Here is a 25,450-nt window from a genome sequence, read left to right on the forward strand (position 1 = left end):
TGTTGATATGAAAGACTATTGTCTGTATTGATTAAGGCATCTTGAATCCTTTGGTATAGATTCTTCCGTAGTCATCCACGAATTTCACCTGTACATTGCCCTGGTATTTATCCAGGATCTTTTCTACATCTTTCTGTGAATTGACAGGCTTACCGTTGATCTCTATAATGATATAGTTGTCCACGATTCCGATTTTAGCCATCTCACTTCCTTCGCTTACATTTTTAGCAACGACTCCGCTGTTCAGCCCATATTCTGTTTTAAACTTTTCATTAAGAGGATCAAAATCTGCTCCTATTTTTTCCGTTACGCTTAAATCATCTTTAGTACGGGTGGTTGTTCCTCCTTTCTGGTCTTTAAGGGTCACCGTAGTTGTGTTTGGCTTACCGTTTCTCAGATAAGTTACCTGAACCTTATCACCCGGACGCTTACTTCCGATAGACATGGAAAGGTCGGCGAAGTCCGTAATATCATAAGTGTCTATTTTAGTAATGATATCTCCTTTTTTCAGACCTGCATCTTCAGCACCGCTGTTATCCCCGAATCCGGTTACATAAACTCCTGAACCTGCTTTGATGTTTGTTTTATACTGCTGGTTGTAAGCAGCTACCTGCTGGTCATTAGAAAGGTCTAATGATGAAACTCCTAAGAATCCTCTCTGTACGATTCCGAATTTCTTGATATCTTCAACAATTTTTCTTGCTAAATTAGCCGGAACAGCAAATCCGTAACCCTGGTAATATCCTGTAGTAGACTGGATTGCAGAATTGATCCCGATTAGATCACCATTGACGTTAACAAGGGCTCCTCCTGAGTTACCAGGGTTAATCGCTGCGTCAGTCTGGATAAAGCTTTCAATAGGATTGGTAGCTTTGCCCTGGCCTCCCAGGATACCAATTCCCCTGCCTTTAGCAGAGACAATACCTGCTGTAACAGTAGAGTTCAATCCCAGTGGATTTCCTACTGCAAGTACCCATTGTCCAACCTCAATATTGTCTGAATTGGCAAAATTTAAATAAGGAAGTCCTTTCTCTTCAATCTTAAGTAAAGAAATATCCGTGTTTGGATCAGTTCCCACAAGGGTAGCGATGTAAGACTTTTTGTTGCTTAAGACCACTTCCAGTTTATTGGCTCCCGCAACAACGTGATTGTTGGAGATGATATATCCGTCCGGTGAAATGATTACACCGGATCCCATTCCTGATGGCATATTGTCCGGAGCCTGCTGCTTCTGTCTCTGTTGTCCTCTTCCTCCGAAAGGATCTCCGAAGAAGAAATCAAACAGGTCCTGCTCTGAAGCTCTGCTCGTTGATCTGCTCTGGTAATTTTTGATGGTAACAACAGCCGGAACTGTAGTTTTTGAAGCCTTTACAAAATCATCGCCTACAGCTCCGGTATTCATTCCTACAAATGAGGCATTAGGGGCTGCTGCTGTGAAGTAAGACTGGTCACCGTTATTGGAATGCTGACCGAAGTATTGTAGTGTCCCAACGGTAGTAGCTCCTGAGACAATTCCCACTACTGCAAATGGTAATAGTTTTTTTAAAGTACTCTTCATTGTATATCTTTCTTTTTTATTTATTGATTGTTATTTCTTGTTTTCTCGCAAACAAATTTAATGCTAAATAAGTAAGCAATTAACATGCTATGTTTCAATTTTAACTAAAATTTAACTGCTATTATATCATTTTATACATTATGTCATAATTTTAAAAGGTGTATTAACTAAACTTAAAAAATTATTAAAGAAAAAATGTCACATTTTGCAGGCCGGAAGGAAATAAATTATGTTTTTAAGGTACAACAATTAATCCAAAATCATTCATAGCCATTCTCAGACTCTTTATTACTGCTCACATGTACATCCTATTCAAATGAAAAATGATTATATTTGCAAAAATATTTTTCTCACTTAAAACGTTTATAGCATGCAACTGTATAACACCTTAAGCGCAGAAGAAAGAGCTCAACTTATTGATGAAGCTGGTAAGGAACGCCTTACGTTGTCTTTCTATGCGTATGCCAAAATTGAAGATCCCAAAAAATTTCGCGACGAATTATTTATAGCCTGGAATGCCCTTGATGCTCTTGGCCGTATCTATGTTGCCCATGAAGGTATTAATGCTCAGATGAGTGTTCCCGCGGATCAATTTGAGGCTTTTCGCAATACGCTGGAGGCTTATGACTTTATGAAAGGAATCCGTTTAAATGTAGCGGTTGAGCAGGATGATTATTCTTTTTTAAAACTGACCATAAAAGTCAGACATAAAATTGTTGCAGATGGTTTGAACGATGATACTTTTGATGTTACCAATAAAGGAATTCATTTAAAGGCTCAGGAATTTAATAACTTGCTTGAAGATCCGAATACAATTGTTGTTGATTTTAGAAATCACTATGAAAGTGAAGTAGGTCACTTTGAAGGGGCTATTACTCCTGATGTGGAAAATTTCAGAGAAAGTTTACCGATTATCAACGAGCAGTTACAGGATTTTAAAGAAGATAAAAACCTGTTAATGTACTGTACAGGTGGAATTCGTTGTGAAAAAGCCAGCGCTTACTTCAAGCATCAGGGTTTTAAAAATGTTTTCCAATTAGAAGGCGGAATCATTGAATATACCCGACAGATTAAAGAAGAAGGGATAAAAAGTAAATTTATTGGAAAGAACTTTGTATTTGACCACCGGTTAGGGGAAAGGATTACAGATGATATTATTGCGCAGTGCCACCAGTGTGGAAAGCCTTGTGACAATCATACGAACTGTGCTAACGATGCCTGCCATTTATTATTTATTCAATGTGATGAATGTAAAGCTGTGATGGAAAACTGCTGCTCTACAGAATGTTTGGAAATCATACATTTGCCTTTGGAAGAGCAGTTGAAATTAAGAAAGGGATTACAGGTAGGAAATAAAGTTTTCAGAAAAGGAAAATCTGATGCACTGAAATTTAAAAAATCAGGTGACCTTCCTGATAAGCCTTTAGCAAAAGCTGAAACAAAGAATATCCGTCAAAAAATTGCCATCAAGAAAGTATTGGTTGGAAAGACAGAACATTATTATACAAAATCGAAAATCGGACAGTTTTTAATTGAAAACAAAGAACTTTCAGTAGGTGATAAGGTATTAATTTCAGGCCCGACCACTGGTGAGCAGGAATTGACCATTACTGAACTTTTTGCAAACGGAGGTCCTTGTGAAACGGCAAAAAAAGGAGATCAGATCACTTTTGAACTTCCTTTCAGAGTTCGTTTATCAGATAAAATATATAAAATTCTTTAAGTTTTAAAACGCCTGATAAAGATGTTAAAAGCAGAACTTAGAAAAAAATATATGCAGAAAAGAAAAGCCTTGTCAACTGATGAGGCTTTCTTGTTATCTGAAAAGATTTTTGAAAACTTTGTTGATTTTTTTAAACCAGTTTCAGGTCAGAAAGTCCACATTTTCATTCCGATCGAAAAGTTTAAGGAAATAGATACTCAACTATTCATTAACTATTTTTTAAGCCGGAATATCAGAGTTTTTGTGCCTAAAATTGTCGATGCGAAATTAATATCCGTAGAGATTTTTAAGGATACAAAATTCGAAACGAATAATTGGGATATTTCTGAGCCTGTTTCTAATGGAGATTCCGGCTTATTAGATTTTAACTGGGTGATTACGCCATTGCTGTATTGCGATAGAAAAGGAAACAGAGTAGGCTACGGAAAAGGATTTTACGATGCTTTTTTTGAAATGATTCCTTCTGAAACAAAAAAAATCGGAGTTAATTATTTTAACCCCGATGAAAATATCGATGATGTCTGGGAAAATGATATTCCGCTGGACTATTTGGTGACACCTACTGATGTACTGTCTTTCTTTAACGGATCTGAGTAAAAATCTAAGAAATAAAATTTGAATTCTTTTTTGATCATTGGGGTAGAAAGCAAAATATATTGAGCATTTTTCTCAAAAGTTCCCAGGGATTTATTTTTTGAATCAAAATATTCCAGATTGAATTTCGCATAATCTAAAGTATCCTTTTTATAGAATTCTTTGTAAACATTCAGATTATTTACTTTCACCGATTTTACTTTAAGGCTGTCCAGCTCGTGAAACAGTTTTTTGAATGTAGTAGAATCGGGTTTATGAAAATAGCTTTCCATCTGTGAATAGATCACCGTGTCAATCTCTGTATTCCTATTTCCAGACAGGTATAATGTAGAAAGATCAAGAAGTTCCTGTACTTTCTGCTTGGTGATGGAATTAATCGCCTGCATGCTGTCCATTTGTACGGCAGGATAGCTTTTTACGTTGGTGCTGTTTCTTAATTTATCCAGATCACTTACTTCCGTCTTTTTATTATTACAGGAAATAAATGCTAAAAAAAGTACTGCGAAAATTAAAAGCTTATTTATTTTCTTCATCTGTGGATGCGATTTTAAATTTAATAGATATTATTTTTCCTTTACTGTCCTTTTTCATCTCTATAACATTAAGGTTTTTCAGAGAGGTAGTAGGCGTTGTTACCAGCGTAATGTATTTTTGCTTGTCAAGCCTTTCTATACCATACGTTTTATTGTCGTATACCTGATAGATAACCGCACTGTTGCTGATCAGGTTTTCCAGTTGATTTCTTTTCTGTTTGATCAGGGCTACCTGTTCTTCAGGATTACCTCCTTTTACATCTTTAATGGAGAAGTAATAGGCAGCCATCTTGTAATCATCCGGTTTCAGTTCAATCATTTCCTCATCCGGAGCATTTTCCAGATTCCTGTTGACTTCCAGATATTCATAGAAAGGAGCGCTGATCTGCATTTTGATGTTTTTATCCTTAGTAGAATAATAAAAGCATTCTCCAGGCTTTAATTTATAGAGAAGCGGAGATTCATTTGTTTTGATTATCTTTATTTCAAGAGTATTGATGACAGAAACACCACGGTCTTTATCAATAAAACAGTATTTGTAAGTTTTCGAAAATATTTGATCTTTAAATCCTAAAACTCCGGTAATGGCAATTAAAATTGAAGTAACGATAGCCCAGGCATTTTTTTTAAGCAAATTTTTTCTTGCTGCAGAAGGTTGTATTTCTGTTTGGGTAACTGTTGGTGTATTTTGTTTAACTGATTGATTTTCAGTATTTGATTTTTGTAAATCAATATTTTCCTGAGGCTGGTATTCTATTTTTTGAGGCTGAATTTCAGTTTTTGGTAATTCAGGAGCCGAAGAAACTGTTTTTTCTAATTCTATGATTTCTTCCTGTTCAAGCTCTTCATTTTCCTGCAGTAATTCTCCTGCAAAAAGATGTTGTTTCTTGAAGTCATACCATGAGTCGTATCCTGCATAAATACTCAATAAATTGAGCATATCGATTCTTGGTAATTTAGTGACCGGAGAAGTTTTGAAATAAGTGTAAAATGATTTTTCACTGATGTTGCCTTTAGCTTTTTTGCGAAGGTCTTCCTGGAAATATATAATATCTATCCCTTTCCATTTTGAAATATCATCATGGGAAGAGTTGGATTCTTTTAAAAATTCAGTCTGAACATCTTTTTTTAGCTGTTCAAAATGTAATAGATCTAAATCTGTCAATTTTATTAAATAATTAAATTGTTGATTATCAGTATTGTTTTTTTGTAAAACTATTTTACAAAGGTATTACAATTATTTTTCATAAACAACTTTTGTATCTGGTCTACCTTTGTCTTGTTCAAATAACAGAACAGAAGAAATTTATAAAAAACAATATTAACAAAATTAAATTTAATTTATTATGAAAAAGTCGTTATTCGTAGCTGCTATCGCTGCAATCTCTCTAGTTGCTTGTAAAAAAACTGAAGCTACTTCTACTGAAGGAGCAACTGATTCTGCTGCTGCTAACGTAGCTGATTCTGCTGCTGTAGTTACTGATTCTGCTGCTAAAGTAATTGATTCAGCTGCTAACGTTGCTGTTGATGCTACTAAAGATGCTGCTGCTGCTACAACTGCTGCTGGTGCTGATGCTGCTAAAGCTACAACTGAAGCTGCTGCTGACGCTGCTAAAGGTGCTGCTGATGCTGCTAAAGGTGCTGCAAAAGATGCTGCTAAAGAAGTTAAAGACGCTGCTAAGAAATAATTCTAGCATAAGCTTAACAATAAAAGAACCGTTTCACCCTGTGAGACGGTTTTTTTATGTTTTATACCTTAACCTCTCTGTCATTGCGAGCCGAAGGCGAAGCAATCTCATCGGGCTAAATACTAAAGTCCAGATTCTTACCCCTTCTTTTGTCTCAACGACTCATAACAGGTAATGGCTACTGCATTGCTCAGGTTCAAAGAGTCAATACTTCCTGCCATCGGAATCAGCGTATTTTTTCCTTTTCCAACCCAGAAATCACTTAATCCGGAATGTTCCGTTCCAAATAAAACAGCAGAACGCTGTTTGAAATCTCTTTTATAAAGATCTTCAGCGGTCTCATCCATAAGAGTAGTATAAATATTGAAATTGTTTTTCTGTAAGAATTCAAAGGTTTCTTCATTTTCAGCATCATACACTTCCATTCCGAAGAGACATCCCACACTTGAGCGTATCACATTAGGATTATAGAAGTCAGCTTTTCCATCTGCAACAATTAGAGCATCAACTCCGAAAGCCTCGCAGCTTCTCAGGATTGCGCCAAGGTTACCGGGTTTTTCTACACCTTCTACAATGATGATGGTAGAATTTTCTTTGGGAATAAATGATGAAAGGAGATTTTCTTTAGTTTTATAAATTCCGATAATTCCTTCAGAGCTCCCCCTATACGCTATTTTTTCATATACCTTTTCACTTACATAATGGATTCTGCCTTCCGGAAGTTTTCCTTTAAAGATATTTTCACAGATAAAAAACTCGACAGGTTCGAAATCATACTGCAAAGCTCTTTCATTTTCCTGCTGTCCTTCAACCACAAAAACTTTTGATTTTTTACGAAACCTGTTATCAGCCAGAAGCTTGGTGATGTTTTTTATTTTATCGTTTTGAAAACTTTCTATCAACATGCTACAAAATTATGTAAAATTTGTGATTACGTCTGCCTGGTTTTAATGAAAAGGTTTTTTCCAGTAATTTGAAATGGTATTTTATTCCTGCGTTTATTGTAGATAACCAGGGTTATGATGAGCAAAATAGATAAAATTTTAAATAAATTTCCATACATATTGCCTGAAACATTTTCTGAAACACTAAATATTTCCCAGTAGAGATTCATGAAAAGATGAAGAAAAATTGCTGTCCAAAGATTAAAATCAGTTTCAAAATAAACCCATGAAAAGAAGACTGAACCTAAAAAGGTAATGAGAAATATTTCAGTAAACTCTGTGAAGCTGCTGCCCTGGTATAAATGCACATGGGCAAACAATAATGATCCGAATAAAGCAGAAGTAATAAATCCCAGCCTGGTAAATCTGTATAGAATCCCTATAAGAAATGCTCTGAAAATAAGTTCTTCAAAAAAAGGGGATGAAATGCTGTTAATGAATAGGGATTGAAAACTAATACTTTGTACCAGCTTAAAATAGATAAAATAGCCGGCTAGCATGGGAAGTGTGCCCATAAAAGCTATGGAAAAACCTTTTAGAATGGGTTTGTTGATTGAAAAAAGGGTGGTAATATTCTTCTCCGGGAATATGATTTTTAAAGTAATGATAAGTGGGAGCATTGTGATACAGTATGCTGCAACATGGGCAACAGCTTTGCTTCCGGATAATTCTTTGACGAAAATTTGAATACTTTTAAAATAAAAAAGATCAACGAAATAGTAGACAGAAAACCCCAGAATAAAAAAGAAGAAGAAGGAAATAGTTTTGTTCATTGCTTATAATTTTGAACAAAAATGAAGATTACAGTAAGGCTGGTCAAATGAAAGTGATGAATGACAAAAGAATGTGACGGACAGCAAATATCAGACTTTTAAAGGTCTTAATTTTGGAATAATCAACGAAATAAAGCTTCTTGAAACGGGGATCTCAAAATCATCAGAAAGAAAAAGTCTGTAGCCCTGGGCATTTCCTTTAAGACTTTTGACCTGATTTAAATTAACAATATAGGAGCGGTGACATCTTTTTATAGAATCTGTCTGAATCTGATTCAAAAGGTTTGAGAGGCTTATTCTGACTACAAGTTTTTTTACCTGCCCATTTTCCAAAAAATAGATTGAACAGTAGTTTTCCATAGACTGTGCACAGATGAAGTTCTCTTCATGAATCTGCAAATCCGTATTATTTGCAGATATATTCAATACTTTATTGAGTGTGGTAACGATTGAATTATCATGACCTGCAAGCTGCTGGGAAACCTCTTCTGCAGTTTTTTCGTGGATTGTTTTTAAATAGATATACCTCGACAATATATAAATAGTTGAAATTGGGATTCCCAGGGCCAGACAATACAGAAACATATAGAGGTAGTTGCTAAAGCTCAGCGTAACATGACTTATGAACAAAGTATTGTAAAAATAAGATAGGATAGAGGCTGAAAGAAGAATACCTGCCATCTTCAGCAATTCGGAGCCGATGTTCCAGTCTCTGAAACGAATAATACTAAGTTCTGCAGCAAAAAAAGCTGATCCAAATATAATGGAGTAAGGGAAAAGCAACAGATATTTATACTGATGCCGGAAGTTTTCCGTTCCAAAAGGCTGAAAAACAATCAGGAATATATAGATTAAAAGGCCGGCAGTAATTGATGAAAGCAGGATCTCCTTATAAGATTCAGATTTTGGATAAGAATATGCTGCAAAGGAAAACATATAATAATCTTTGGAATTTAATTTTTAAAATTACTTAGCAATTGGCATTCACGCCTTTTTTGGGAAACTGCGGGCAGTACCAGGGATATCGCAAAAATAACAACGCTGATGATTAAAATGATATGATTCTTTTCAAGTCATTAGTTTTCCGTTTCCAGAAAGTTACCGTTGTCAATAAGGCTTTGAGGCAGGTCTTTCTTATTCTTGATTCCTAAAGATTTCAGTTTCTGCGTCTGGATGACCAGGTTGTCATTTCCTGTAGACAGCTGCTTGTAAGCATCGTTGTATACATTTTTAGCCTGATCAAGATTTTTCCCGACTTTCTCAAGGTTTTCGACAAACCCAACGAATTTATCATACAGTTTTGCTCCACGATCAGCGATTTCCATTGAGTTTCTGTTCTGGTACTCACGTTTCCATAGATCTGCAATAAGCTTTAATGAAGTAATCAGGTTGCTCGGGTTCAGCAGAAGGATTCTTCTTTCATAAGCAAAGTTCCAAAGGTTCTGGTCTGCCTGCATAGCGGCAATATAAGCTGGTTCACTGGGAATGAACATCATGACGAAATCCAAGGACTTTCCATAATCATCATAGGCCTTCTGGCTCAGCTGAAGGATGTGATTTTTGATAGACCCCAAATGCTGGTTAAGCTTCATTGCATAAATATCCTGGTCATTCTCATCCACCAATTCTGTAAAGGCTGTCAGGGAAACTTTAGAATCTATGATTACATTTCTTTCATCCGGATATTTTATGACAGCATCAGGACGCATTTTTTTACCGGAAAATTCGGAAAACAGCGCTTTATTGTCTTCATCGCGAAGCTCATGCTCAAGGAAATATTCCCTTCCTTTTACAAGCCCGGATTTTTCAAGAATACTTTCAAGGATCATTTCTCCCCAGTTCCCTTGGGTTTTGCTTTCCCCTTTTAAAGCTCTTGTCAGCTTTTTCGCGTCTTCTGAAATCTGCTGATTCAGCTCAGCAAGCTCTTTTACTTTTTCTGCCAGAGAGAAACGTTCCTTATTTTCCTTTTCATAGGCTTCATTTACCCTGTTTTTAAGGTCGGTGATCTTTTCCTGGAAAGGTTCAAGAATGTTTTTTAAATTATTTTGATTTAAAGTTGTGAACTTTTCCGTCTTTTCCTCTAAAATTTTGTTGGCCAGATTTTCAAACTGAAGTTTGGATTCTTCCTGAATCTTGGTGATTTCTTCCTTTTGGTTATCAAGAGACTGTTGTAGGCTGTCATTTTTAGCAGAGAGTTCAGAATTTTTAGCAAAAATATGCTGCTTCTCCGAGATAAGAGTTTCTATTTGCGAGGTCTGCTTTGCATTAAGCTGCTTCTGCTCTGAAAATTGTGCATTTAAAGAAGCGTGTTCTGCAGAAATTTTTGCGTATTCATTTTTTAGATCATTCAACAGGTCGGTCTGCTGCTGGTTCTGCTCCTTTTCTTTGTTGATATTTTGGCTTAGCTCCTGGACTTTCAGATTAAGATTTTCCAGGTCTGAATTATTTTTGATATGCAGATTATTCAGTTCATCATAAGAATTTCTTGAAACCGTAGACGATTTTAAAACAAAATATAAAATAACGGCTCCCAGAATTCCGCCGGTAATAAATCCAATAAGTAAATAGGTCATCTCCATGTTTCAAAATTACAAAAAGAAAAATTGATTTCTTTTACGGGAAACCGTTAAAATTTTGTAGAATGGGGTGGTAGTTATTATTTATAATATTCAATATCTATCATATGAATCTGGAAAGGCAGATTATTTTTTAATAAGATTAATTTATCGGGATTTTTGTGCTTGTCTTTATGAGATGTCTGAAATCTGTAAGCAATGGTTTGGGCAGTCAATAGATCTTTTACATCATACCCTGAAATAAATCCTTCTTCATTGTAATAATAATCGACAAATGAATGGCTTTTAAGTTGACCGCTCTGATTGTCATAAATCATGCGTTCGTTGCTTTTTATTCTTAAAAGTTCATTATACCTATATTTATCTTTTGATACCAGCCTGTTCTGTAAGTCATACAGGTCGATGAGATATCCGCCCTTTTGATGAGTAATTTTTGCTCTGAGCCTGACTTCTCCATCTCTGCTTAAAGAATACCCTGTTTTTAAACCGTTTTTAAACTCATACTCGGTAATTTGCCGGTCTTTATTGCTTTGATATGATTCTTTTGTAGCATTTCCATCTTCATTATAATAACGGGTTTTCACAGAGATTAAGGAATCAGCAGGTTTATCTTTTATGGAATCGCTGTATATTTTGATTGTAAGTGAACGTATTTTTCCCTTATATCCTGAATTAATGATTTCAGGGTGTTTTTTATTTTGAGCTGTACAAAAAATACTTAGATAAAATAAAAACAAGATGCTAAGGTTTCTTTTCATTTTGAGAGATAGAATGTTTCTGCTTATTAAATATGATAAAAAAGTGAGCCGGAAGACTCACTTTATATTTGTTGATCAGATTATGGAGTGATGGTAATCGGATCTGGAAAAGGTTCAAGAACCAATGGTTTACACATTGCGGCTACTTCGCATCTTCCACCCATACATATATAATTAGTCATAGTGGTGGTGCCGTCAGGACATCTGATCATGGCTTCACCAGGGCATCCTCCCGGGCATTGTGCCGGATATAAATTTCCGCCGAATACTTCTTTCAGTTCTATTCTCGAAAGTTTTGATACGTTCATTTTTTTCATGGAATTAATTTTTTGATGGTTTTAATTTGTATTAATCTGAAAATGAACCTCTAAGATAGTGAAAAAATAAATCACTATGAAGTTACATAATGATTTATTTTAGATAGATGTTTAAGGAAAAATGTTTTCTATGGATTCTCTTTAGATATTTCTCCGTGATGTTTTAAATACAAAGGCAATGCGGCAGATCCGTACCAGGGGAAGATTTCATAGCCGAAGACCCCGGCTTGTACTGCAGGATCAGTTTTTACCCATTGCTCGGCTTCTTCTTTGGATTTTGTATTGAAAATAAACATACCGCGATAGTTTTCTTTGTTTTGTTCAAGGAAAGGTCCGGCCACCACAATTTTTCCTTCGTCAGCCAGCTTTCCGATGTTTGCCATATGGCCTTTCATCAGTTCTCCCATCTTGGCTTTATCATCAACTTTTGTAGTGCCGGTAGTGAGCATTACGATTGTGTAGGGTTTCATTCCGTATTTATCAGCACCGAGAGATGTGGCCAATTCCTGGTTGAATTTTGGTTTTTCTGTTTTCTTTTCCTGGGCAAAAGATAAAGCTGCCACTAAAAGAGTGAGGGATAAATAAATTTTTAATTTCATAGTAATGCTTAATTATAAGTAAAATATCTGAAATCTGATGTCCATCATCTGATATCTAAATTTAATCTTTTATTCTTAAAAATTCTTTAGCAAGCTCAATCATTTTAGGATCGCCGGTATATTTACCATGCTCATCGGAAAGTTTTACTGTAGCAATCCATTCCTTATTCGGTGCCTGTACTCCGATCAGTTTCATGACGATATTCATTGGTTTTAACCCGACGTCATTGGTAAGGTTGGTCCCGATCCCGAACGATACGCCTATCTTTCCTCTGCAGTAATTAGTGATTTCTTCTACTTTTTCCAGGTTCAAAGCATCCGAGAAGATAATGTATTTAAATAGAGGATTGATCCCGTTATTGATATAGTGGGCTATTGTTTTATCTGCAAATTCCAATGGGTCACCGCTGTCATGACGTACGCCGTCAAACAGTTTGGCAAATTTCTTATCGAACTGCTGGAAGAAAACATCGGTAGTATAGGTATCTGAAAGTGCGACTCCAAGATCGCCTCTGTAAACATCCACCCAATGTTCAAGGGCCATTTCATTGGCCATTTTGAATCCATATTCAGCGGCATGGAACATAAACCATTCGTGCGCATGGGTACCAATTGGTTTCACACCGTATTTCATGGCAAAATGAACATTGGAACTTCCAATAAAAGTTGATTCTTTACTATGCGTTAAAGCTTCCATTACCAGATTCTGTACCTTATAAGAATGTCTTCTTCTGGTTCCGAATTCTGCGAAATTTACCCCTAATCTCGCCAGTGAATCTGCTTTTTCCAGTGTTCTGTTCATAACGATCTCATTGGAATCTCTTTCCATATGATTCATTTCATAATGAAGCTCGCTGATTAAAGCAAGAAGAGGAACTTCCCAAAGAATGGTTCTGTACCAAAGTCCTTCAACGGTTACGGAAAGCTCACTGCCTTCCTGGCGTATTTTTACTTCAGACGGATCATAATGATAACCTTCTAAGAAATCCAGATAAGGGAGATCTATATATGGACAGGTTCTTGCCATGAATTTTTTTTCCTCCTTGGTCAGCTTTAATTCTGCCATTTTATTGACTGCTTCTTTTAAGGCAACATCAAAACCTTCCGGAAACTGATGCTTTCCTCTGTTGATGAATTCATATTTTACAATGGAGCTTGGAAATAATTTTACCACTGCATTTTGCATCGTTATTTTATAGAAATCGTTATCCAGAATAGAGTTTAATCGAACGTCGTGCATAATATGTGTAATTTTAACGCAAATATAGTTATTTAAAATAAAAATCGCCTAAATGTAAGACGATTTTTTTAATCAGTTGATTTTTGCAGGTTACTTCCCTAAATAGGAATTGTACATCCATACTTCTTTTTCCTGTTCAGTAATGTAGTCGCTCATCTGAGAATTGGTTCCTTCATCTCCTGCGGCATCTGTAATGTCCAGAAGCTCTCTCTGCAGATCGATTACTACTTTGAAAGAATTCAAAATAAGCTCAACACTTTTATGGGCATCCGTTACTTCCTTACTTTCTTTAATGGTGGCTACTTTTAAATAGTCTGAGTAGTTGTGGGCTGGGGTGGCACCTAGTGTAAGGATTCGTTCTGCGATCTCATCGATCTTCAATACAAGGCTGTTGTACAGCTCCTCAAACTTAGGATGGAGGGTAAAAAACTGATCTCCTTTGATATTCCAGTGTGAACCTCTTGTGTTTTGATAAAATATTGAATAATTGGCTAAAAGGATATTTAATTTTTCTGAAATATTCTTACAGTCAGCTTCTTTCAGACCGATAATGCTTGCATTTTTCATATGTTTACTTTTTATGCTAACAAATTTAGAAAATATTATGCCGAAAACACAGGTTTACGATTGATGATACTTATCTTTGATATTTTTATAATTGATCTTAAAAATGCAGTCATTCCGAAATATAGGACTAAGAAATTTTTTTATATTGTTTGCTGTTTTTTTTACGGTGTGTTTATCATACTATATAAACTCGGTTTCAAAAACAGGAGGTCATTATATTTATCTTTTGGATGATGCCTATATTCATTTAGCAGTGGCGAAAAATTTTGCGCTCCACAATGTCTGGGGAATTACAGAATATAAGTTTTCTTCCGCCTCTTCCTCGCCATTATTTACATTTATCATCAGTGTTCTAATTAAAATAGTTGGGAATGATGATCAGATTCCGCTGTATTTTAATGCTGTTTTCAGTGTTGGGATTGTTTATTTTCTTACCCAATATTATGGAGATATTTTTAATGATATAAAAAAGACATTTTTAGCGGTAATCTTCACGTTATTTTTTGCTGTTCTTCATTTACAATTGCTTGCGGGGATGGAGCACGTCTTTCAGGTATTTCTTTTTGTAGTAAATATCTTTTGTTTTTTCCGCCGGGATAAAAATAAGTGGGCACTTATTGGGTTTTATGGTACCATTCTATTGATGGGGCTAACGCGCTTTGAAAGTATGTTTTATTTTACCGTAATGGCTTTTGTTCTGATCTTACTTAAAAAATGGAAGGACGCTGTTGGAGTGCTGCTGGCTGGCTTTATCCCGATTGTTATTTTTTGTTATTTTAATAATCAGCAGTCTGGCTACTTCTTTCCCAATTCTGTGGTGGTAAAAGGAACAAAACTGAGTTTCGATTCACATTTCCTGATTCAGCTTAAAGCTATTGTGCTTGATAATTTTTTATTGAATATCAGCTTTTATAAAATAGGTCTGTTTCCTCTTTTATTATGTACCATCTTTATAGGTAGAGATTTAAAAAGTAAAACGTTCCGGGAGGCTGTTGAGAATAATTTTTTTCTTATTATATTTTCTTTAACGACGATCTGTCATTCCATGTTTGCAGATTTTAAAGGACTCTTTCGCTATGAAGCTTATCTTCTTGTGGGATTTTCAATGGCGCTTATTCCAAAGGTTAAAGATCTTTTCTTGGATTTTAAAAAGTATTGCAGAACAGAAATTCTTATCAGCATACTGATTGCCATGAATATTCTCCTTTTAATTTATAAAGGCTGGATCGCTCATCAGGTAATTGATAATGGAGGGAAAAATATTTATGAACAGCAGATACAGTCTGCGAGATTTTTACATACTTATTATAATAACTCTAAAGTAGTGGCCAATGATATTGGGGCTATTAGCTACTATACCGATATTCATTTGTTGGATATTATCGGTTTAGGTTCTGAAGAGACAATTGTTTTTAATGAAAACAGAAAAACTTTTGATCATAAGTTTGAAGATTTTCTTACCCGTTACTGTCTGAAAAACAAATATGATATAGCAGTAGTATATGATGGATGGTTTCAGGGACATATCCCGGGAAATTGGGAAAAAGCAGCCGTTCTGAAGATTAAAAATAAGGTAACTGTTGCCAGGCTGGAGGTATCTATATATTCTATTAATAGAGATAATTTTCAGCTGCTACAACAAAATATCAGGAATTTTAACTGGGATAAAAATGTAACGGTCATATTGATGGATTAAGCGTAACTAGCTGTTAATTAATTTTTAGTAAGAAATGTTATTTACACCTAAGTGTTTGTTAATTAAAAAAATATTCCTATTTTTGCACCCTAAAATAAAAAGCAATTAAATGCCTACTATTCAACAATTAGTAAGAAAAGGAAGAGCCACGCTTGCCAAGAAGAGCAAATCGGCTGCCCTTGATTCTTGTCCACAAAGACGAGGTGTATGTACGAGAGTATATACTACCACTCCTAAGAAACCTAACTCTGCACTTAGAAAAGTTGCAAGGGTAAGACTTTCTAACGGGAAAGAAGTCAACGCCTACATCCCGGGCGAAGGACATAATCTTCAAGAGCACTCGATAGTATTGGTAAGAGGCGGAAGGGTGAAAGACCTACCGGGAGTACGTTACCACATCGTAAGAGGTGCATTAGACACTGCAGGTGTAAATGGAAGAACACAGAGAAGATCGAAGTATGGAGCTAAGAGACCTAAGCCAGGTCAGGCAGCTGCTGCACCAGCAAAAGGAAAGAAAAAATAATCATTAAATAAGGTACAGAAGCAATGAGAAAGACAAAAGCGAAAAAAAGACCGTTGTTACCAGATCCGAAGTTTAATGATCAATTGGTAACTAGATTCGTAAACAACCTGATGCTTGACGGTAAAAAGTCAATCGCATTCAAAATTTTCTATGATGCATTAGATATCGTAGAAACTAAAAAAGGAGATAACGAAAAAACTGCACTTGAAATCTGGAAAGATGCACTTACTAATGTAATGCCTCACGTAGAAGTACGTTCTAGAAGAGTAGGTGGAGCTAACTTCCAAATCCCTATGCCAATCAGAGCTGATAGAAAAATTTCTATGGCAATGAAATGGTTAATCAAATATTCAAAAGCTAGAAATGATAAGTCTATGGCTTTGAAATTAGCTAATGAAGTAGTAGCTGCTTCCAGAGAAGAAGGTGCTGCTTACAAAAAGAAATCTGATACTCACAAAATGGCGGAAGCTAACAAGGCTTTCTCACACTTTAAATTCTAATTAGAAATGAGTAGAGATCTTAAATTTACAAGAAATATTGGTATTGCCGCACACATTGATGCTGGTAAAACTACCACTACAGAAAGGATTTTATTCTATACAGGAGTAAACCACAAAATTGGTGAAGTTCACGATGGTGCTTCTACAATGGACTGGATGGAGCAGGAAGCAGAAAGAGGTATTACTATTACTTCTGCTGCAACTACTTGTTCTTGGAACTTCCCAACTGATCAAGGGAAGCCTGTAGCTGAAACTAAACCTTACCACTTCAACATCATCGATACACCGGGACACGTTGACTTCACTGTAGAAGTAAACAGATCTTTGAGAGTATTGGATGGATTGGTATTCTTATTCTCTGCAGTAGATGGAGTAGAGCCTCAGTCTGAAACAAACTGGAGACTTGCTGACAACTACAAAGTAGCGAGAATGGGATTCGTAAACAAAATGGACAGACAGGGTGCTGACTTCTTGAACGTTGTAAAACAAGTAAAAGAAATGTTAGGATCTAATGCAGTTCCAATCGTTTTACCAATCGGTGCTGAAGAAGATTTCAAAGGTGTTGTAGACTTAATTAAAAACAGAGCGATCATCTGGGATGAAGCTGGACAAGGTGCTACTTTCGAGGTAGTTCCAATTCCGGAAGACATGAAAGATGAAGTTCTTGAATACAGAGAGAAATTAGTAGAAGCTGTTGCTGACTACGATGAGACTTTGATGGAGAAATTCTTCGAAGATCCGGATTCAATCTCTGAAGACGAAATCAACGAAGCTCTAAGAAAAGCTACTATTGATTTATCTATTATCCCAATGACTTGTGGTTCTTCATTCAAAAATAAAGGAGTACAGTTTATGCTGGATGCAGTATGTAAATATTTGCCTTCACCATTGGACAAAGATGATATCAAAGGTACTGACCCTAGAACTGACGCTGAAATTACAAGAAAACCAGACGTAAACGAGCCTTTCTCGGCTCTAGCATTTAAGATTGCTACTGACCCGTTCGTGGGAAGATTAGCATTCTTCAGAGCATACTCTGGAAGACTAGATGCAGGTTCTTATATCTTGAACACCCGTTCAGGTGATAAAGAAAGAATCTCAAGAATCTATCAGATGCACGCTAACAAGCAAAATCCTGTAGAATATATTGAAGCAGGAGATATTGGTGCAGCGGTAGGTTTCAAATCTATCAAAACAGGTGATACAATGTGTGACGAGAAAAACCCAATCGTTCTAGAATCGATGGTTTTCCCTGATCCGGTAATTGGTATCGCTGTTGAGCCTAAAACTAAAGCTGACCAGGATAAAATGGGTAACGCTCTAGCTAAATTAGCTGAAGAAGATCCAACATTTACGGTTAGAACAGACGAGGCTTCAGGACAAACGATTATCTCTGGTATGGGTGAGCTTCACTTGGATATCATTGTAGATCGTATGAGAAGAGAGTTCAAAGTAGAAGTAAACCAAGGTCAGCCGCAGGTAGAATACAAAGAAAATCTTACAAAAGTTGCTCAGCACAGAGAAGTTTACAAAAAACAATCTGGTGGTAAAGGTAAATTTGCGGATATCGTATTCGAACTTGGACCAGCTGACGAAGGTAAAATAGGTTTAGAATTTATTAACGAGATCAAAGGTGGTAACGTTCCTAGAGAATTTGTTCCTGCTATTGAAAAAGGCTTTAAAGCTGCAATGAAAAACGGTCCTTTGGCTGGTTTCGAAGTTGAAGGTATTAAAGTAGTTCTTAAAGACGGATCTTTCCACGCAGTGGATTCTGATGCACTTTCTTTTGAAATGGCTGCTAAATTAGGATTTAAAGAAGCGGGACGTGCTGCTAAGCCAGTAATCATGGAGCCTATTATGAAACTGGAGGTTGTAACTCCGGAAGAATATATGGGTAATATCATTGGTGACCTTAACAAGAGAAGAGGTACCATCAGTGGTCAGGAAGAGAAAAACGGAGCTGTTGTAATTAAAGGTTCTGTTCCACTTTCTGAAATGTTTGGATATGTAACCACTCTAAGAACACTTTCATCAGGAAGAGCTACTTCTTCTATGGAATTAGAGAAATACCAGGCTACTCCACAAAACGTTGCTGAAGAAATCATTGCTAAAGCAAAAGGTTAATTTTTTAAACTAAAGAAATGTCACAAAGAATCAGAATAAAACTAAAATCTTACGATTACAACTTGGTAGACAAGTCTGCTGAGAAAATCGTAAAAACGGTAAAGGCTACTGGTGCTGTTGTAAACGGACCAATTCCATTGCCAACAAATAAGAGAATCTTCACGGTGTTGAGATCTCCACACGTAAACAAGAAAGCTAGAGAGCAGTTCCAATTATCAGCTCACAAGAGACTGATGGATATCTACTCTTCTTCTTCTAAAACTGTTGATGCTCTAATGAAATTAGAGTTACCAAGCGGTGTAGACGTTGAAATTAAAGTGTGATAATTGCATACTTTGCAATGATTATAGAATCCGTTCCTTTTTAGGAACGGATTTTTTTTTGAATATTGAATATAAAACTGCTTGGTTATAAAATAAAAACTATTAAAATCACACCTTTTCATCATTTAGCTCTTTATAGAGATAAGTCTACTTTTCCCTGTTCCTTTTAATGATGCTCCAGGATCCTTAAAATATCCCTATAACAGCTCTAGGCTCATTTATGATCTGATAATGCTTAGTCATATCCGGGTGAGATATGTCAGCTTGATTTATTTATTTAGAATTAATAAAAATAATAATTTCGTAAAAAATTATCAGATGAATAAAGTAGTATCCTTTTCTCTGCTTGTATTGGGTGGGGTTTTTGTAAACGCACAGCAAGTGAATGATTCTATTAAAAAATCAAAAGAGATTGATGAAGTAGAACTGTTTGGTGAAAAAAAGAAACAGCCGGTAGGCTTAGAAGCTATTACAAGGCTTCCCTTGAAAACCAGAGACCAGATCCAGAGTATTTCGGTGATCTCCCATAAAGCTATTGAAGAGCTGGGAGCACTTACAGTAACTGATGTTGCTAAAAATGTACCAGGCGTAACCCTGTTCTCAAGCTATGGCGGAGGAAGTGAAAGTATGTCTATCAGAGGGTATCGTGGAGTGCCTGTATTGAAAAACGGAGTTCAGATGGATTCGGATTTCCGTACGGCAGGAATGATCACAGATATGCAGGGTGTTGAAAGCATTCAGGTTATTAAAGGATCAGCAGCCGTGAGCCAGGGAATAGGAAACGGTTTGGGCTCAGCAGGAGGTGTGATTAATGTAGTAACCAAAAGACCACAGTTCATAGATCAGACCAGTGTAGGATTCCGCTACGGAAGCTGGGATTTTTACAGACCTACAGTAGATTTTCAGAGAGTTTTGGATTCTCAGGGTAAAGTAGCTGTAAGGTTTAATGGAGCTTATCAGAAAAATAATTCTTTCAGATCTCATGTTGAAGGAGAGAGAATTTACATCAATCCATCCGTATCTTATCGCCCGGACGATAAAACGGAGATCAATGTAGAGATGGACTATCTTCATGATAATCGTACTCCTGACAGAGGAACCATTAATACAGCACCGGGTGATGTGGAAGCATTATACCATATGCCGAAAGGGAAGTTTTTAGGATATATTTCTGATTATTCGAAAACAGAGACCTTTAATTTTGCCACAACAGTGGTTCGTAAGCTTAATGATAAACTAAAAGTAAGAGCTGCATTTATTAATTCTACAAGCAGTTCAGACAGTGAAGCCTCTTCCATATCATTACCGACTAACGAAACGAATTATAATATCAGGCAGCATACTATCGGGAAATCTCAGGGAGAAGATATCAATAAAGTATTGCAGTTGGATTTCATTGGTGAGCAGGTAAAAACAGGATTCATCAATCATACTTTCCAGGTTGGATTTGACTGGAGGGAAACGGAAACATCAACCGTCACCTATGAAGCCTATAAAAATTCCATTGCCCCTGAAAATTTAATTACTGCCCGCCCAACAAAAATTGGTTCTATAACGTATGATGCCAATCCTCTTGATATTTTCGATGTTGTCAAAGGGAATATCCCGAACCAGGTTCCTGTCAATGTAATTTATAAAAATATGGGGCGTTCAAATCCTGTCCTTACGCCAAGCATTGGTGCTATGGCACAGGATGTAATGTCAATCAGCAAATATGTGAAAGCCCATTTGGGAATCAGGTACAGCAGACTGAACGGGTCTTCTAATGAAACGGTAGATACATGGAACCCATCTTTTGGATTGATCATTTCACCGATTCAGAATATCAATATTTTCGGATCCTACACTACGACTACCTCTTTAAGAGCTTCTAATAATATCCTTCAGGCAGGTGGAAAAGTAGGAGCATCACATACAAAGCAGTGGGAAGCCGGAATCAAATCTGACTGGTTCAATGAAAGATTGAGATTTAATGTTACTTTATTTGATATTAACACAAATAATCTTTCATTCCAGATCCTTGATAAAAATTATCAGCCAATAAAAGATGATAAAAATAATATCCTTTACGGACTTGCCGGTAACCTGAGAAGAAAAGGAATGGAAGTAGAGTTGATCGGAAGAATTCTTCCTAACCTTCAGGTAATGTCCGGATGGGCATATCTGGATGCCCAGTATCAGGAGAGTCCTGCCTATATCAATGGTTCTGCGCCAATGAATGCCCCGAAGCACACCGCAAACGGATGGTTGAACTATAAATTTATAACAGGAGCATTAACGGGTCTGGATGTGGGAGCAGGAATCTATTATGTAGGAAAAAGGCCTGTGGATGAATGGACTCAGAAGACATTTACAGCAGGCCATCTTAACAGCGTAAAAGCTGGAGATAAGCCTTTTGATATGCCGGAATATACTACAGTAGATGCACAGGCAGGGTACACCCTTAAAAATGGTTTGGGGCTAAGAGTATTCTTCAACAATATTTTCGATTCTGTGGGATACAGTTCGTACTTCAGAGGAGGGTACATCGATCAGATCCAGCCTAGAAATTTTGCAGTACAGGTAAACTACAAATTCTAATCTTATGAAAAATATAAAAAAAATATTTTTGGCTTTTGCTTTTGGAACACTATTCGTATCATGCCGTTCCGAAGCAGAGCTTTCCGACGAAGAACTAAAATCCATATATGAAAAAGAATTCAGGGATTTCTATAAAGCCAACCATATGAATAATGGCTGGCCGCAGAACACCTGGAATAATGGGATGCCCGGTATAAAGAAGATCCGCTTCGGAAAAGATTTACCTTCAGTCAGTACAAAAGCCATTCAATCTGAAGAAACCCACTTCGGAAAAAAATAATAAACATTCATTCATATCAAATTTTAATTAGAAAACATTAAGGCAGTCCTTCTGTCTTAATGTTTTTGTTTTTTTAAACCATTCAATCTTATTTAAGGCGCCTGAAAGATTAAAAGTAAAGCAGGATCAATAATCCGGTTAAATTTTTCATTCTTTTCCACTGTTTCCCAAGTTTCTTTACTTCCGATTCAAGTTAATTCTATAAATTTATTATTTAAAAGAATTGATAGTATGAGTCATAAGAACAATAATCTCTTTGAGAAGTTTTCAGATTGGGCAACCAAATTTACAGGAAGTTCATATGCATTTATCGGAGCCGTACTTATTGTTGTAGTATGGGCAGCTTCAGGACCTATTTTTGATTATTCTGAAACCTGGCAGCTGGTCATTAATACCGGTACTACCATTATCACTTTCTTAATGGTCTTTTTAATTCAGAAAGCCCAGAACAAAGATTCCAAAGCCATACAAATTAAGCTTAATGAGCTTCTTGCGGCTAATGAAAAAGCCAGCAACAGAATTGTGGATATAGAAGACCTTACGGAAAAAGAACTGGACCAGCTTCACTGCTATTATGAAAAGTTAGCCGATTTTGCGGAAGAAGACAACGATATCCATACCTCGCACTCAATAGATGCAGCTAAAAGAAATCAGAACTACAAACATGATATCTTTAAAACAAAGCATGAGGAATGGCTTCAGAAACAGCAAGAAAAAAAGGAATCGTAATGATTCCTTTTTCTTTTTTGTATATGTTAAATATTATCTTTTCAGGAAATACCCGAAGTAGCTGCAGCTTCCCGACAGGCTCTTCATGGTTTCCGAATCTGCATATTGGGACTTCAACTGCGCAAAATACGTTCTGTATTTCTGATTTTTGATATTATCAAGTTCAGTCTGGTGCGCCTGTTCCTTTTCAGAATACTGAGGATCCGAATAGCTGATTTTTGCTGCATTTTTTGCCTCATACTGATAATACTTTCCTTGCTCCGCGCTGGCCATCTGGAAAAGGACTCTTGCTCTCTGTTCTTTGTCTTTTGATAGTTTCAGGGTCTTTTGGTAATAATTGATCGCAAGATCAAAATTATCCGGCTCCACATAAGTGGTATAAAGGAAGTTCTTATAATAATATTTATAAGGATTCTTTCTGTCCGTATTCCAGAAATCGTACTTTCCGCCGTTGGTGTTATCAATGTCCATCACAAACAACTGGCGGTAATATCCTAAGCTGGAAGTGTTGTACAATAGGTTTCCGATAAGCTGGCTGGCTTTCGCGGCCTTTTCATCTGTTCCGTTACCTATTTTTTTAAGCTGGATCAGCGCATCCGCCAGTTCCAGTTTATTCATGCTGGCTTTAATGAAAGGAAATGCAGAATAATCCTCGGCTTCCATACTTTCAGTTTCAGGACTTCCAAAACTTTCCCATACATTGTGTCCGAAAACAAGATTCGAAATATCCCTGAATCCATTATATTCGCCGGCTGCATACTGCTTCGGAGTAATTTTTTCACCTTTATCCGTCCAGTCATAATTCATTCTTGGAATTCCAGCAAATCCCTGGGCTTTTTCATAATAAGATTTAGCCTTTTCAAAATCTGCCTGCTTCATGGCTCTGTCACCATAGATCATACTAAAGAAAGCATCTATATTGCCTACATTGTCCATATTCTTGGCGATGATCTGCTGTTCAAACTGAGTCTTATTCGGTTTTTTGTAAAAGTCTTCAACACTTTTTACCAGACTGGAATTCGGGTTATACTGAAGATCCGAAAGCTTATTGCTCATCAGGAACGATTTTCCGTCTTCTCCCTGCAGGAAATAGCGGTTGGCAAGAACATCTTTAAGGAAATCTGCCGTAGATGGAGTTTCTCCATAATAATCATAATCAGATACGGCAGTACTATCTTTTTTCACTTCTTTCTTTACAAAATAATCAGCATAGTCTTTCATCAGATGATCTTCAAATTCCGCATCGATCTTAGGATGCGAAACAATATCATTCAAAACCTTCATTCTTTTTATTTCTTCAAGATATTCCGGGTTTGTTGTTTTGATATCCTCCAGAATCTCCGAGCTTCCTTTGTAATCTTTTTTCAAAAACTTAAGATAAGCATCTGCTATCTGCCAGTATTCATCCTTAGATACTTTTTTAGTTTTCTCTGTGAATTTTTCCAGGTCGTCCAGGTAATCTTTGGTCTTTTCGTCGTATCCGTAACCTGTTTTTGTATAGAAAGGAATTCTGTCCGGGTTGTTCAGCAGTTCATCATCGCTCTGATCATTCTTTTCTCCAGCCACGCTGTCGGACTTTGATCCTCCGAAAAGGTTTTTGAAGAATCTTACAATCTTCTGCCAGAATGAAAGCTTTTCTTCTTTTTTTACTTCAGCAGGTTCAGCCTTTGCATCCTTGGAAGTTGTGTCATGGTCATCAGCATTTCCCTTCTGCATGTACACATTGTCGGAAGCATCCGAAGTATAATAATAGATTGGCAGATAACTTCTTTCCAGCTCGTTGATACTTCTTACCGCCATTACTTTAAGGATCTCAGAATCCGGATTAATGTCATACATCTTTTCCATGATAGGAATGGGATTCGTAAAGCCTTCATAGCCCAATAAGAAGTAAGCCATATTCTTTTCATCATTGGTGCCAGCCCTCTTCATAATATTGCTGAAAGAAGCTGTATCCGAAAGTTTCATCGAGACAAAAGCAGATTCCTTACGGTCTTTGCTGTTCATGAAAACCTGGAAGAAGTTCCAGTTCGCATCAGCGTTCATTTCCTTTCCTCTCTGGGCACCGGCAAGCTGGTCAAGGGCCATAAAATATACCGCACCTTTCTGCTTGATCGGTTCTATGTACGTTCTGAAAGCCTCCAGGGCAGCGTCATAGTTTCTGGTATAATGATTGAAACGTACCAGCTGATATCCGTAACGCTGCTTGATCTCCGGATTTCTTGCTGCATTATATAGGGAAGTCAGTGCATTGACTGTTTTGGCGTAATCAATGGATGTAGCATTTTGCTTTTTTGAAGGACCATAGCTGTAAAATGAGTCAGGACTTTCAACATAATTAATGCTCATATAAGGTTCCAGATACTTGGCTTCAATTAAATAATCGATGCCTTCTCTGTACTTTTGGTAGAATCCTGTTCCCAGTTTCTGTAGCAAAGGATTTGTTGGTGCTCCGTTTTTCAAAGCATTAAGATCGCTCATGCTGATCTTGTATACCAGGTTTTCTGTTTCCGCGTAGTTCAGTTGGTTGTTGAAAAACTTTTTCCACGTTTCAATATTGTCGTCAGGAATTGGGTTGCCTTTGTAGTCTCCGTAAAACCTGTTAGAATAAGTGAGCAGGAAGGGCAGATAGGATTTATCCTTTATAATGCTTTGTGTAAAAAGATTGAAATATTCATAATCCGGGTCTGACCACGCGCAGGCGTCAGATTTGGTGTAAAACAGCGATAGAACCGCCATTGAAAGAATATACTTTTTCATATAGTTGATGGGTGTTTTTATTTTGTAATTCAGTTTCAACAGGTTTAAAGCTCCATGATCTGCTC

General features: G+C 36.6%; 24 protein-coding genes. 11 read left to right on the plus strand and 13 right to left on the minus strand.

The features are described from left to right. Positions 1-31 precede the first annotated feature (31 nt). On the minus strand, positions 32-1,558 hold the full coding sequence (locus tag LC418_RS04160) for a trypsin-like peptidase domain-containing protein (protein WP_111957022.1): 1,527 nt from the start codon (positions 1,556-1,558) through the stop codon (positions 32-34). Positions 1,559-1,928: 370 nt separating this feature from the next. Between LC418_RS04160 and trhO the strand changes: the two genes are divergently transcribed. Both trhO and LC418_RS04170 read left to right on the plus strand, forming a co-directional pair. After that, on the plus strand, positions 1,929-3,281 hold the full coding sequence (gene trhO / locus LC418_RS04165) for an oxygen-dependent tRNA uridine(34) hydroxylase TrhO (RefSeq protein WP_223558215.1): 1,353 nt from the start codon (positions 1,929-1,931) through the stop codon (positions 3,279-3,281). 21 nt (positions 3,282-3,302) lie between these two features. Then, a complete protein-coding gene (locus tag LC418_RS04170) occupies positions 3,303-3,878 on the plus strand; it encodes a 5-formyltetrahydrofolate cyclo-ligase (protein ID WP_223558216.1) in 576 nt (191 codons plus the stop codon). On the opposite strand, the gene LC418_RS04175 is transcribed toward LC418_RS04170, so the two are convergent. Beyond that, positions 3,827-4,408 (minus strand): hypothetical protein, encoded by a 582-nt coding sequence (locus LC418_RS04175; protein ID WP_223558217.1) that lies wholly within the window; start codon positions 4,406-4,408, stop codon positions 3,827-3,829. The genes LC418_RS04170 and LC418_RS04175 overlap by 52 nt on opposite strands. After that, positions 4,392-5,573, minus strand: a complete 1,182-nt coding sequence (locus LC418_RS04180; RefSeq protein WP_223558218.1) for a hypothetical protein — start codon at positions 5,571-5,573, stop codon at positions 4,392-4,394. Before LC418_RS04180 ends, LC418_RS04175 begins: the two co-directional genes overlap by 17 nt. A 181-nt stretch (positions 5,574-5,754) precedes the next feature. Here LC418_RS04180 and LC418_RS04185 point away from each other — a divergent pair, with 181 nt between their 5' ends. Beyond that, positions 5,755-6,096 carry a hypothetical protein gene (locus tag LC418_RS04185; RefSeq protein WP_111957032.1) on the plus strand — a complete coding sequence of 114 codons (342 nt, stop codon included), beginning with the start codon at positions 5,755-5,757 and terminating at the stop codon, positions 6,094-6,096. Between the two features lie 137 nt (positions 6,097-6,233). On the opposite strand, the gene LC418_RS04190 is transcribed toward LC418_RS04185, so the two are convergent. The 9 genes from LC418_RS04190 to LC418_RS04230 form a co-directional block, all read right to left on the minus strand. Beyond that, positions 6,234-7,001, minus strand: coding sequence for a TrmH family RNA methyltransferase (locus LC418_RS04190; protein WP_111957034.1), 768 nt, complete (start codon positions 6,999-7,001; stop codon positions 6,234-6,236). Between the two features lie 26 nt (positions 7,002-7,027). After that, positions 7,028-7,813: a CPBP family intramembrane glutamic endopeptidase gene (locus LC418_RS04195; protein ID WP_223558219.1), complete on the minus strand. Its 786-nt coding sequence runs from the start codon at positions 7,811-7,813 to the stop codon at positions 7,028-7,030. 90 nt (positions 7,814-7,903) lie between these two features. Then, positions 7,904-8,749 (minus strand): LytR/AlgR family response regulator transcription factor, encoded by an 846-nt coding sequence (locus LC418_RS04200; RefSeq protein ID WP_223558220.1) that lies wholly within the window; start codon positions 8,747-8,749, stop codon positions 7,904-7,906. Between the two features lie 140 nt (positions 8,750-8,889). Beyond that, complete coding sequence (locus LC418_RS04205; RefSeq protein ID WP_420837276.1) at positions 8,890-10,392, minus strand: DNA recombination protein RmuC; 1,503 nt, start codon at positions 10,390-10,392, stop codon at positions 8,890-8,892. 77 nt (positions 10,393-10,469) lie between these two features. Continuing rightward, positions 10,470-11,147, minus strand: coding sequence for a hypothetical protein (locus LC418_RS04210; protein ID WP_223558222.1), 678 nt, complete (start codon positions 11,145-11,147; stop codon positions 10,470-10,472). Between the two features lie 80 nt (positions 11,148-11,227). After that, positions 11,228-11,464, minus strand: coding sequence for a hypothetical protein (locus LC418_RS04215; RefSeq protein ID WP_223558223.1), 237 nt, complete (start codon positions 11,462-11,464; stop codon positions 11,228-11,230). A 128-nt stretch (positions 11,465-11,592) separates the two neighbouring features. After that, a complete protein-coding gene (locus LC418_RS04220) occupies positions 11,593-12,063 on the minus strand; it encodes a YciI family protein (RefSeq protein WP_223558224.1) in 471 nt (156 codons plus the stop codon). A gap of 61 nt (positions 12,064-12,124) precedes the next feature. Further along, the gene (pncB, locus tag LC418_RS04225; RefSeq protein ID WP_223558225.1) at positions 12,125-13,303 is read right to left on the minus strand and encodes a nicotinate phosphoribosyltransferase; all 1,179 of its coding nucleotides are present in this window, start codon (positions 13,301-13,303) and stop codon (positions 12,125-12,127) included. A gap of 90 nt (positions 13,304-13,393) precedes the next feature. Next, positions 13,394-13,870 (minus strand): Dps family protein, encoded by a 477-nt coding sequence (locus tag LC418_RS04230; RefSeq protein ID WP_111957050.1) that lies wholly within the window; start codon positions 13,868-13,870, stop codon positions 13,394-13,396. Positions 13,871-13,973: 103 nt separating this feature from the next. Here LC418_RS04230 and LC418_RS04235 point away from each other — a divergent pair, with 103 nt between their 5' ends. The 8 genes from LC418_RS04235 to LC418_RS04270 all read left to right on the plus strand — a co-directional run bounded on the left by LC418_RS04235 (position 13,974) and on the right by LC418_RS04270 (position 22,625). After that, a complete protein-coding gene (locus tag LC418_RS04235) occupies positions 13,974-15,566 on the plus strand; it encodes a hypothetical protein (protein ID WP_223558226.1) in 1,593 nt (530 codons plus the stop codon). 109 nt (positions 15,567-15,675) lie between these two features. Further along, positions 15,676-16,089 (plus strand): 30S ribosomal protein S12, encoded by a 414-nt coding sequence (gene rpsL, locus LC418_RS04240; protein WP_002983146.1) that lies wholly within the window; start codon positions 15,676-15,678, stop codon positions 16,087-16,089. A 23-nt stretch (positions 16,090-16,112) separates the two neighbouring features. Beyond that, positions 16,113-16,589 (plus strand): 30S ribosomal protein S7, encoded by a 477-nt coding sequence (gene rpsG / locus LC418_RS04245; protein ID WP_007839548.1) that lies wholly within the window; start codon positions 16,113-16,115, stop codon positions 16,587-16,589. A gap of 6 nt (positions 16,590-16,595) precedes the next feature. Next, a complete protein-coding gene (fusA, locus tag LC418_RS04250) occupies positions 16,596-18,713 on the plus strand; it encodes an elongation factor G (protein WP_111957054.1) in 2,118 nt (705 codons plus the stop codon). 17 nt (positions 18,714-18,730) lie between these two features. After that, positions 18,731-19,036, plus strand: a complete 306-nt coding sequence (gene rpsJ / locus LC418_RS04255; protein ID WP_002661363.1) for a 30S ribosomal protein S10 — start codon at positions 18,731-18,733, stop codon at positions 19,034-19,036. Between the two features lie 318 nt (positions 19,037-19,354). Beyond that, on the plus strand, positions 19,355-21,616 hold the full coding sequence (locus LC418_RS04260) for a TonB-dependent siderophore receptor (RefSeq protein WP_223558227.1): 2,262 nt from the start codon (positions 19,355-19,357) through the stop codon (positions 21,614-21,616). A gap of 4 nt (positions 21,617-21,620) precedes the next feature. After that, complete coding sequence (locus LC418_RS04265) at positions 21,621-21,896, plus strand: hypothetical protein (RefSeq protein WP_223558228.1); 276 nt, start codon at positions 21,621-21,623, stop codon at positions 21,894-21,896. Between the two features lie 231 nt (positions 21,897-22,127). Next, on the plus strand, positions 22,128-22,625 hold the full coding sequence (locus tag LC418_RS04270; RefSeq protein WP_111957058.1) for a low affinity iron permease family protein: 498 nt from the start codon (positions 22,128-22,130) through the stop codon (positions 22,623-22,625). Positions 22,626-22,658: 33 nt separating this feature from the next. Here the strand turns inward: LC418_RS04270 and LC418_RS04275 are convergent, their stop codons facing one another. After that, on the minus strand, positions 22,659-25,385 hold the full coding sequence (locus LC418_RS04275; RefSeq protein WP_223558229.1) for a hypothetical protein: 2,727 nt from the start codon (positions 25,383-25,385) through the stop codon (positions 22,659-22,661). Positions 25,386-25,450 lie beyond the last annotated feature (65 nt).

The organism is Chryseobacterium lathyri, assembly GCF_019970085.1.
In the GTDB taxonomy this organism is placed as follows: Bacteria; Bacteroidota; Bacteroidia; order Flavobacteriales; family Weeksellaceae; genus Chryseobacterium; species Chryseobacterium lathyri.

What these genes read in the sequence shown, in the direction of transcription:
- LC418_RS04160 (WP_111957022.1), bottom strand. Translation starts at nt 1,558, where the DNA reads ATGAAGAGTACTTTAAAAAAACTATTACCATTTGCAGTAGTGGGAATT.
- trhO (WP_223558215.1), top strand. Translation starts at nt 1,929, where the DNA reads ATGCAACTGTATAACACCTTAAGCGCAGAAGAAAGAGCTCAACTTATT.
- LC418_RS04170 (WP_223558216.1), top strand. Translation starts at nt 3,303, where the DNA reads ATGTTAAAAGCAGAACTTAGAAAAAAATATATGCAGAAAAGAAAAGCC.
- LC418_RS04175 (WP_223558217.1), bottom strand. Translation starts at nt 4,408, where the DNA reads ATGAAGAAAATAAATAAGCTTTTAATTTTCGCAGTACTTTTTTTAGCA.
- LC418_RS04185 (WP_111957032.1), top strand. Translation starts at nt 5,755, where the DNA reads ATGAAAAAGTCGTTATTCGTAGCTGCTATCGCTGCAATCTCTCTAGTT.
- LC418_RS04190 (WP_111957034.1), bottom strand. Translation starts at nt 7,001, where the DNA reads ATGTTGATAGAAAGTTTTCAAAACGATAAAATAAAAAACATCACCAAG.
- LC418_RS04195 (WP_223558219.1), bottom strand. Translation starts at nt 7,813, where the DNA reads ATGAACAAAACTATTTCCTTCTTCTTCTTTTTTATTCTGGGGTTTTCT.
- LC418_RS04200 (WP_223558220.1), bottom strand. Translation starts at nt 8,749, where the DNA reads ATGTTTTCCTTTGCAGCATATTCTTATCCAAAATCTGAATCTTATAAG.
- LC418_RS04205 (WP_420837276.1), bottom strand. Translation starts at nt 10,392, where the DNA reads ATGGAGATGACCTATTTACTTATTGGATTTATTACCGGCGGAATTCTG.
- LC418_RS04210 (WP_223558222.1), bottom strand. Translation starts at nt 11,147, where the DNA reads ATGAAAAGAAACCTTAGCATCTTGTTTTTATTTTATCTAAGTATTTTT.
- LC418_RS04215 (WP_223558223.1), bottom strand. Translation starts at nt 11,464, where the DNA reads ATGAAAAAAATGAACGTATCAAAACTTTCGAGAATAGAACTGAAAGAA.
- LC418_RS04220 (WP_223558224.1), bottom strand. Translation starts at nt 12,063, where the DNA reads ATGAAATTAAAAATTTATTTATCCCTCACTCTTTTAGTGGCAGCTTTA.
- pncB (WP_223558225.1), bottom strand. Translation starts at nt 13,303, where the DNA reads ATGCACGACGTTCGATTAAACTCTATTCTGGATAACGATTTCTATAAA.
- LC418_RS04230 (WP_111957050.1), bottom strand. Translation starts at nt 13,870, where the DNA reads ATGAAAAATGCAAGCATTATCGGTCTGAAAGAAGCTGACTGTAAGAAT.
- LC418_RS04235 (WP_223558226.1), top strand. Translation starts at nt 13,974, where the DNA reads ATGCAGTCATTCCGAAATATAGGACTAAGAAATTTTTTTATATTGTTT.
- rpsL (WP_002983146.1), top strand. Translation starts at nt 15,676, where the DNA reads ATGCCTACTATTCAACAATTAGTAAGAAAAGGAAGAGCCACGCTTGCC.
- rpsG (WP_007839548.1), top strand. Translation starts at nt 16,113, where the DNA reads ATGAGAAAGACAAAAGCGAAAAAAAGACCGTTGTTACCAGATCCGAAG.
- fusA (WP_111957054.1), top strand. Translation starts at nt 16,596, where the DNA reads ATGAGTAGAGATCTTAAATTTACAAGAAATATTGGTATTGCCGCACAC.
- rpsJ (WP_002661363.1), top strand. Translation starts at nt 18,731, where the DNA reads ATGTCACAAAGAATCAGAATAAAACTAAAATCTTACGATTACAACTTG.
- LC418_RS04260 (WP_223558227.1), top strand. Translation starts at nt 19,355, where the DNA reads ATGAATAAAGTAGTATCCTTTTCTCTGCTTGTATTGGGTGGGGTTTTT.
- LC418_RS04265 (WP_223558228.1), top strand. Translation starts at nt 21,621, where the DNA reads ATGAAAAATATAAAAAAAATATTTTTGGCTTTTGCTTTTGGAACACTA.
- LC418_RS04270 (WP_111957058.1), top strand. Translation starts at nt 22,128, where the DNA reads ATGAGTCATAAGAACAATAATCTCTTTGAGAAGTTTTCAGATTGGGCA.
- LC418_RS04275 (WP_223558229.1), bottom strand. Translation starts at nt 25,385, where the DNA reads ATGAAAAAGTATATTCTTTCAATGGCGGTTCTATCGCTGTTTTACACC.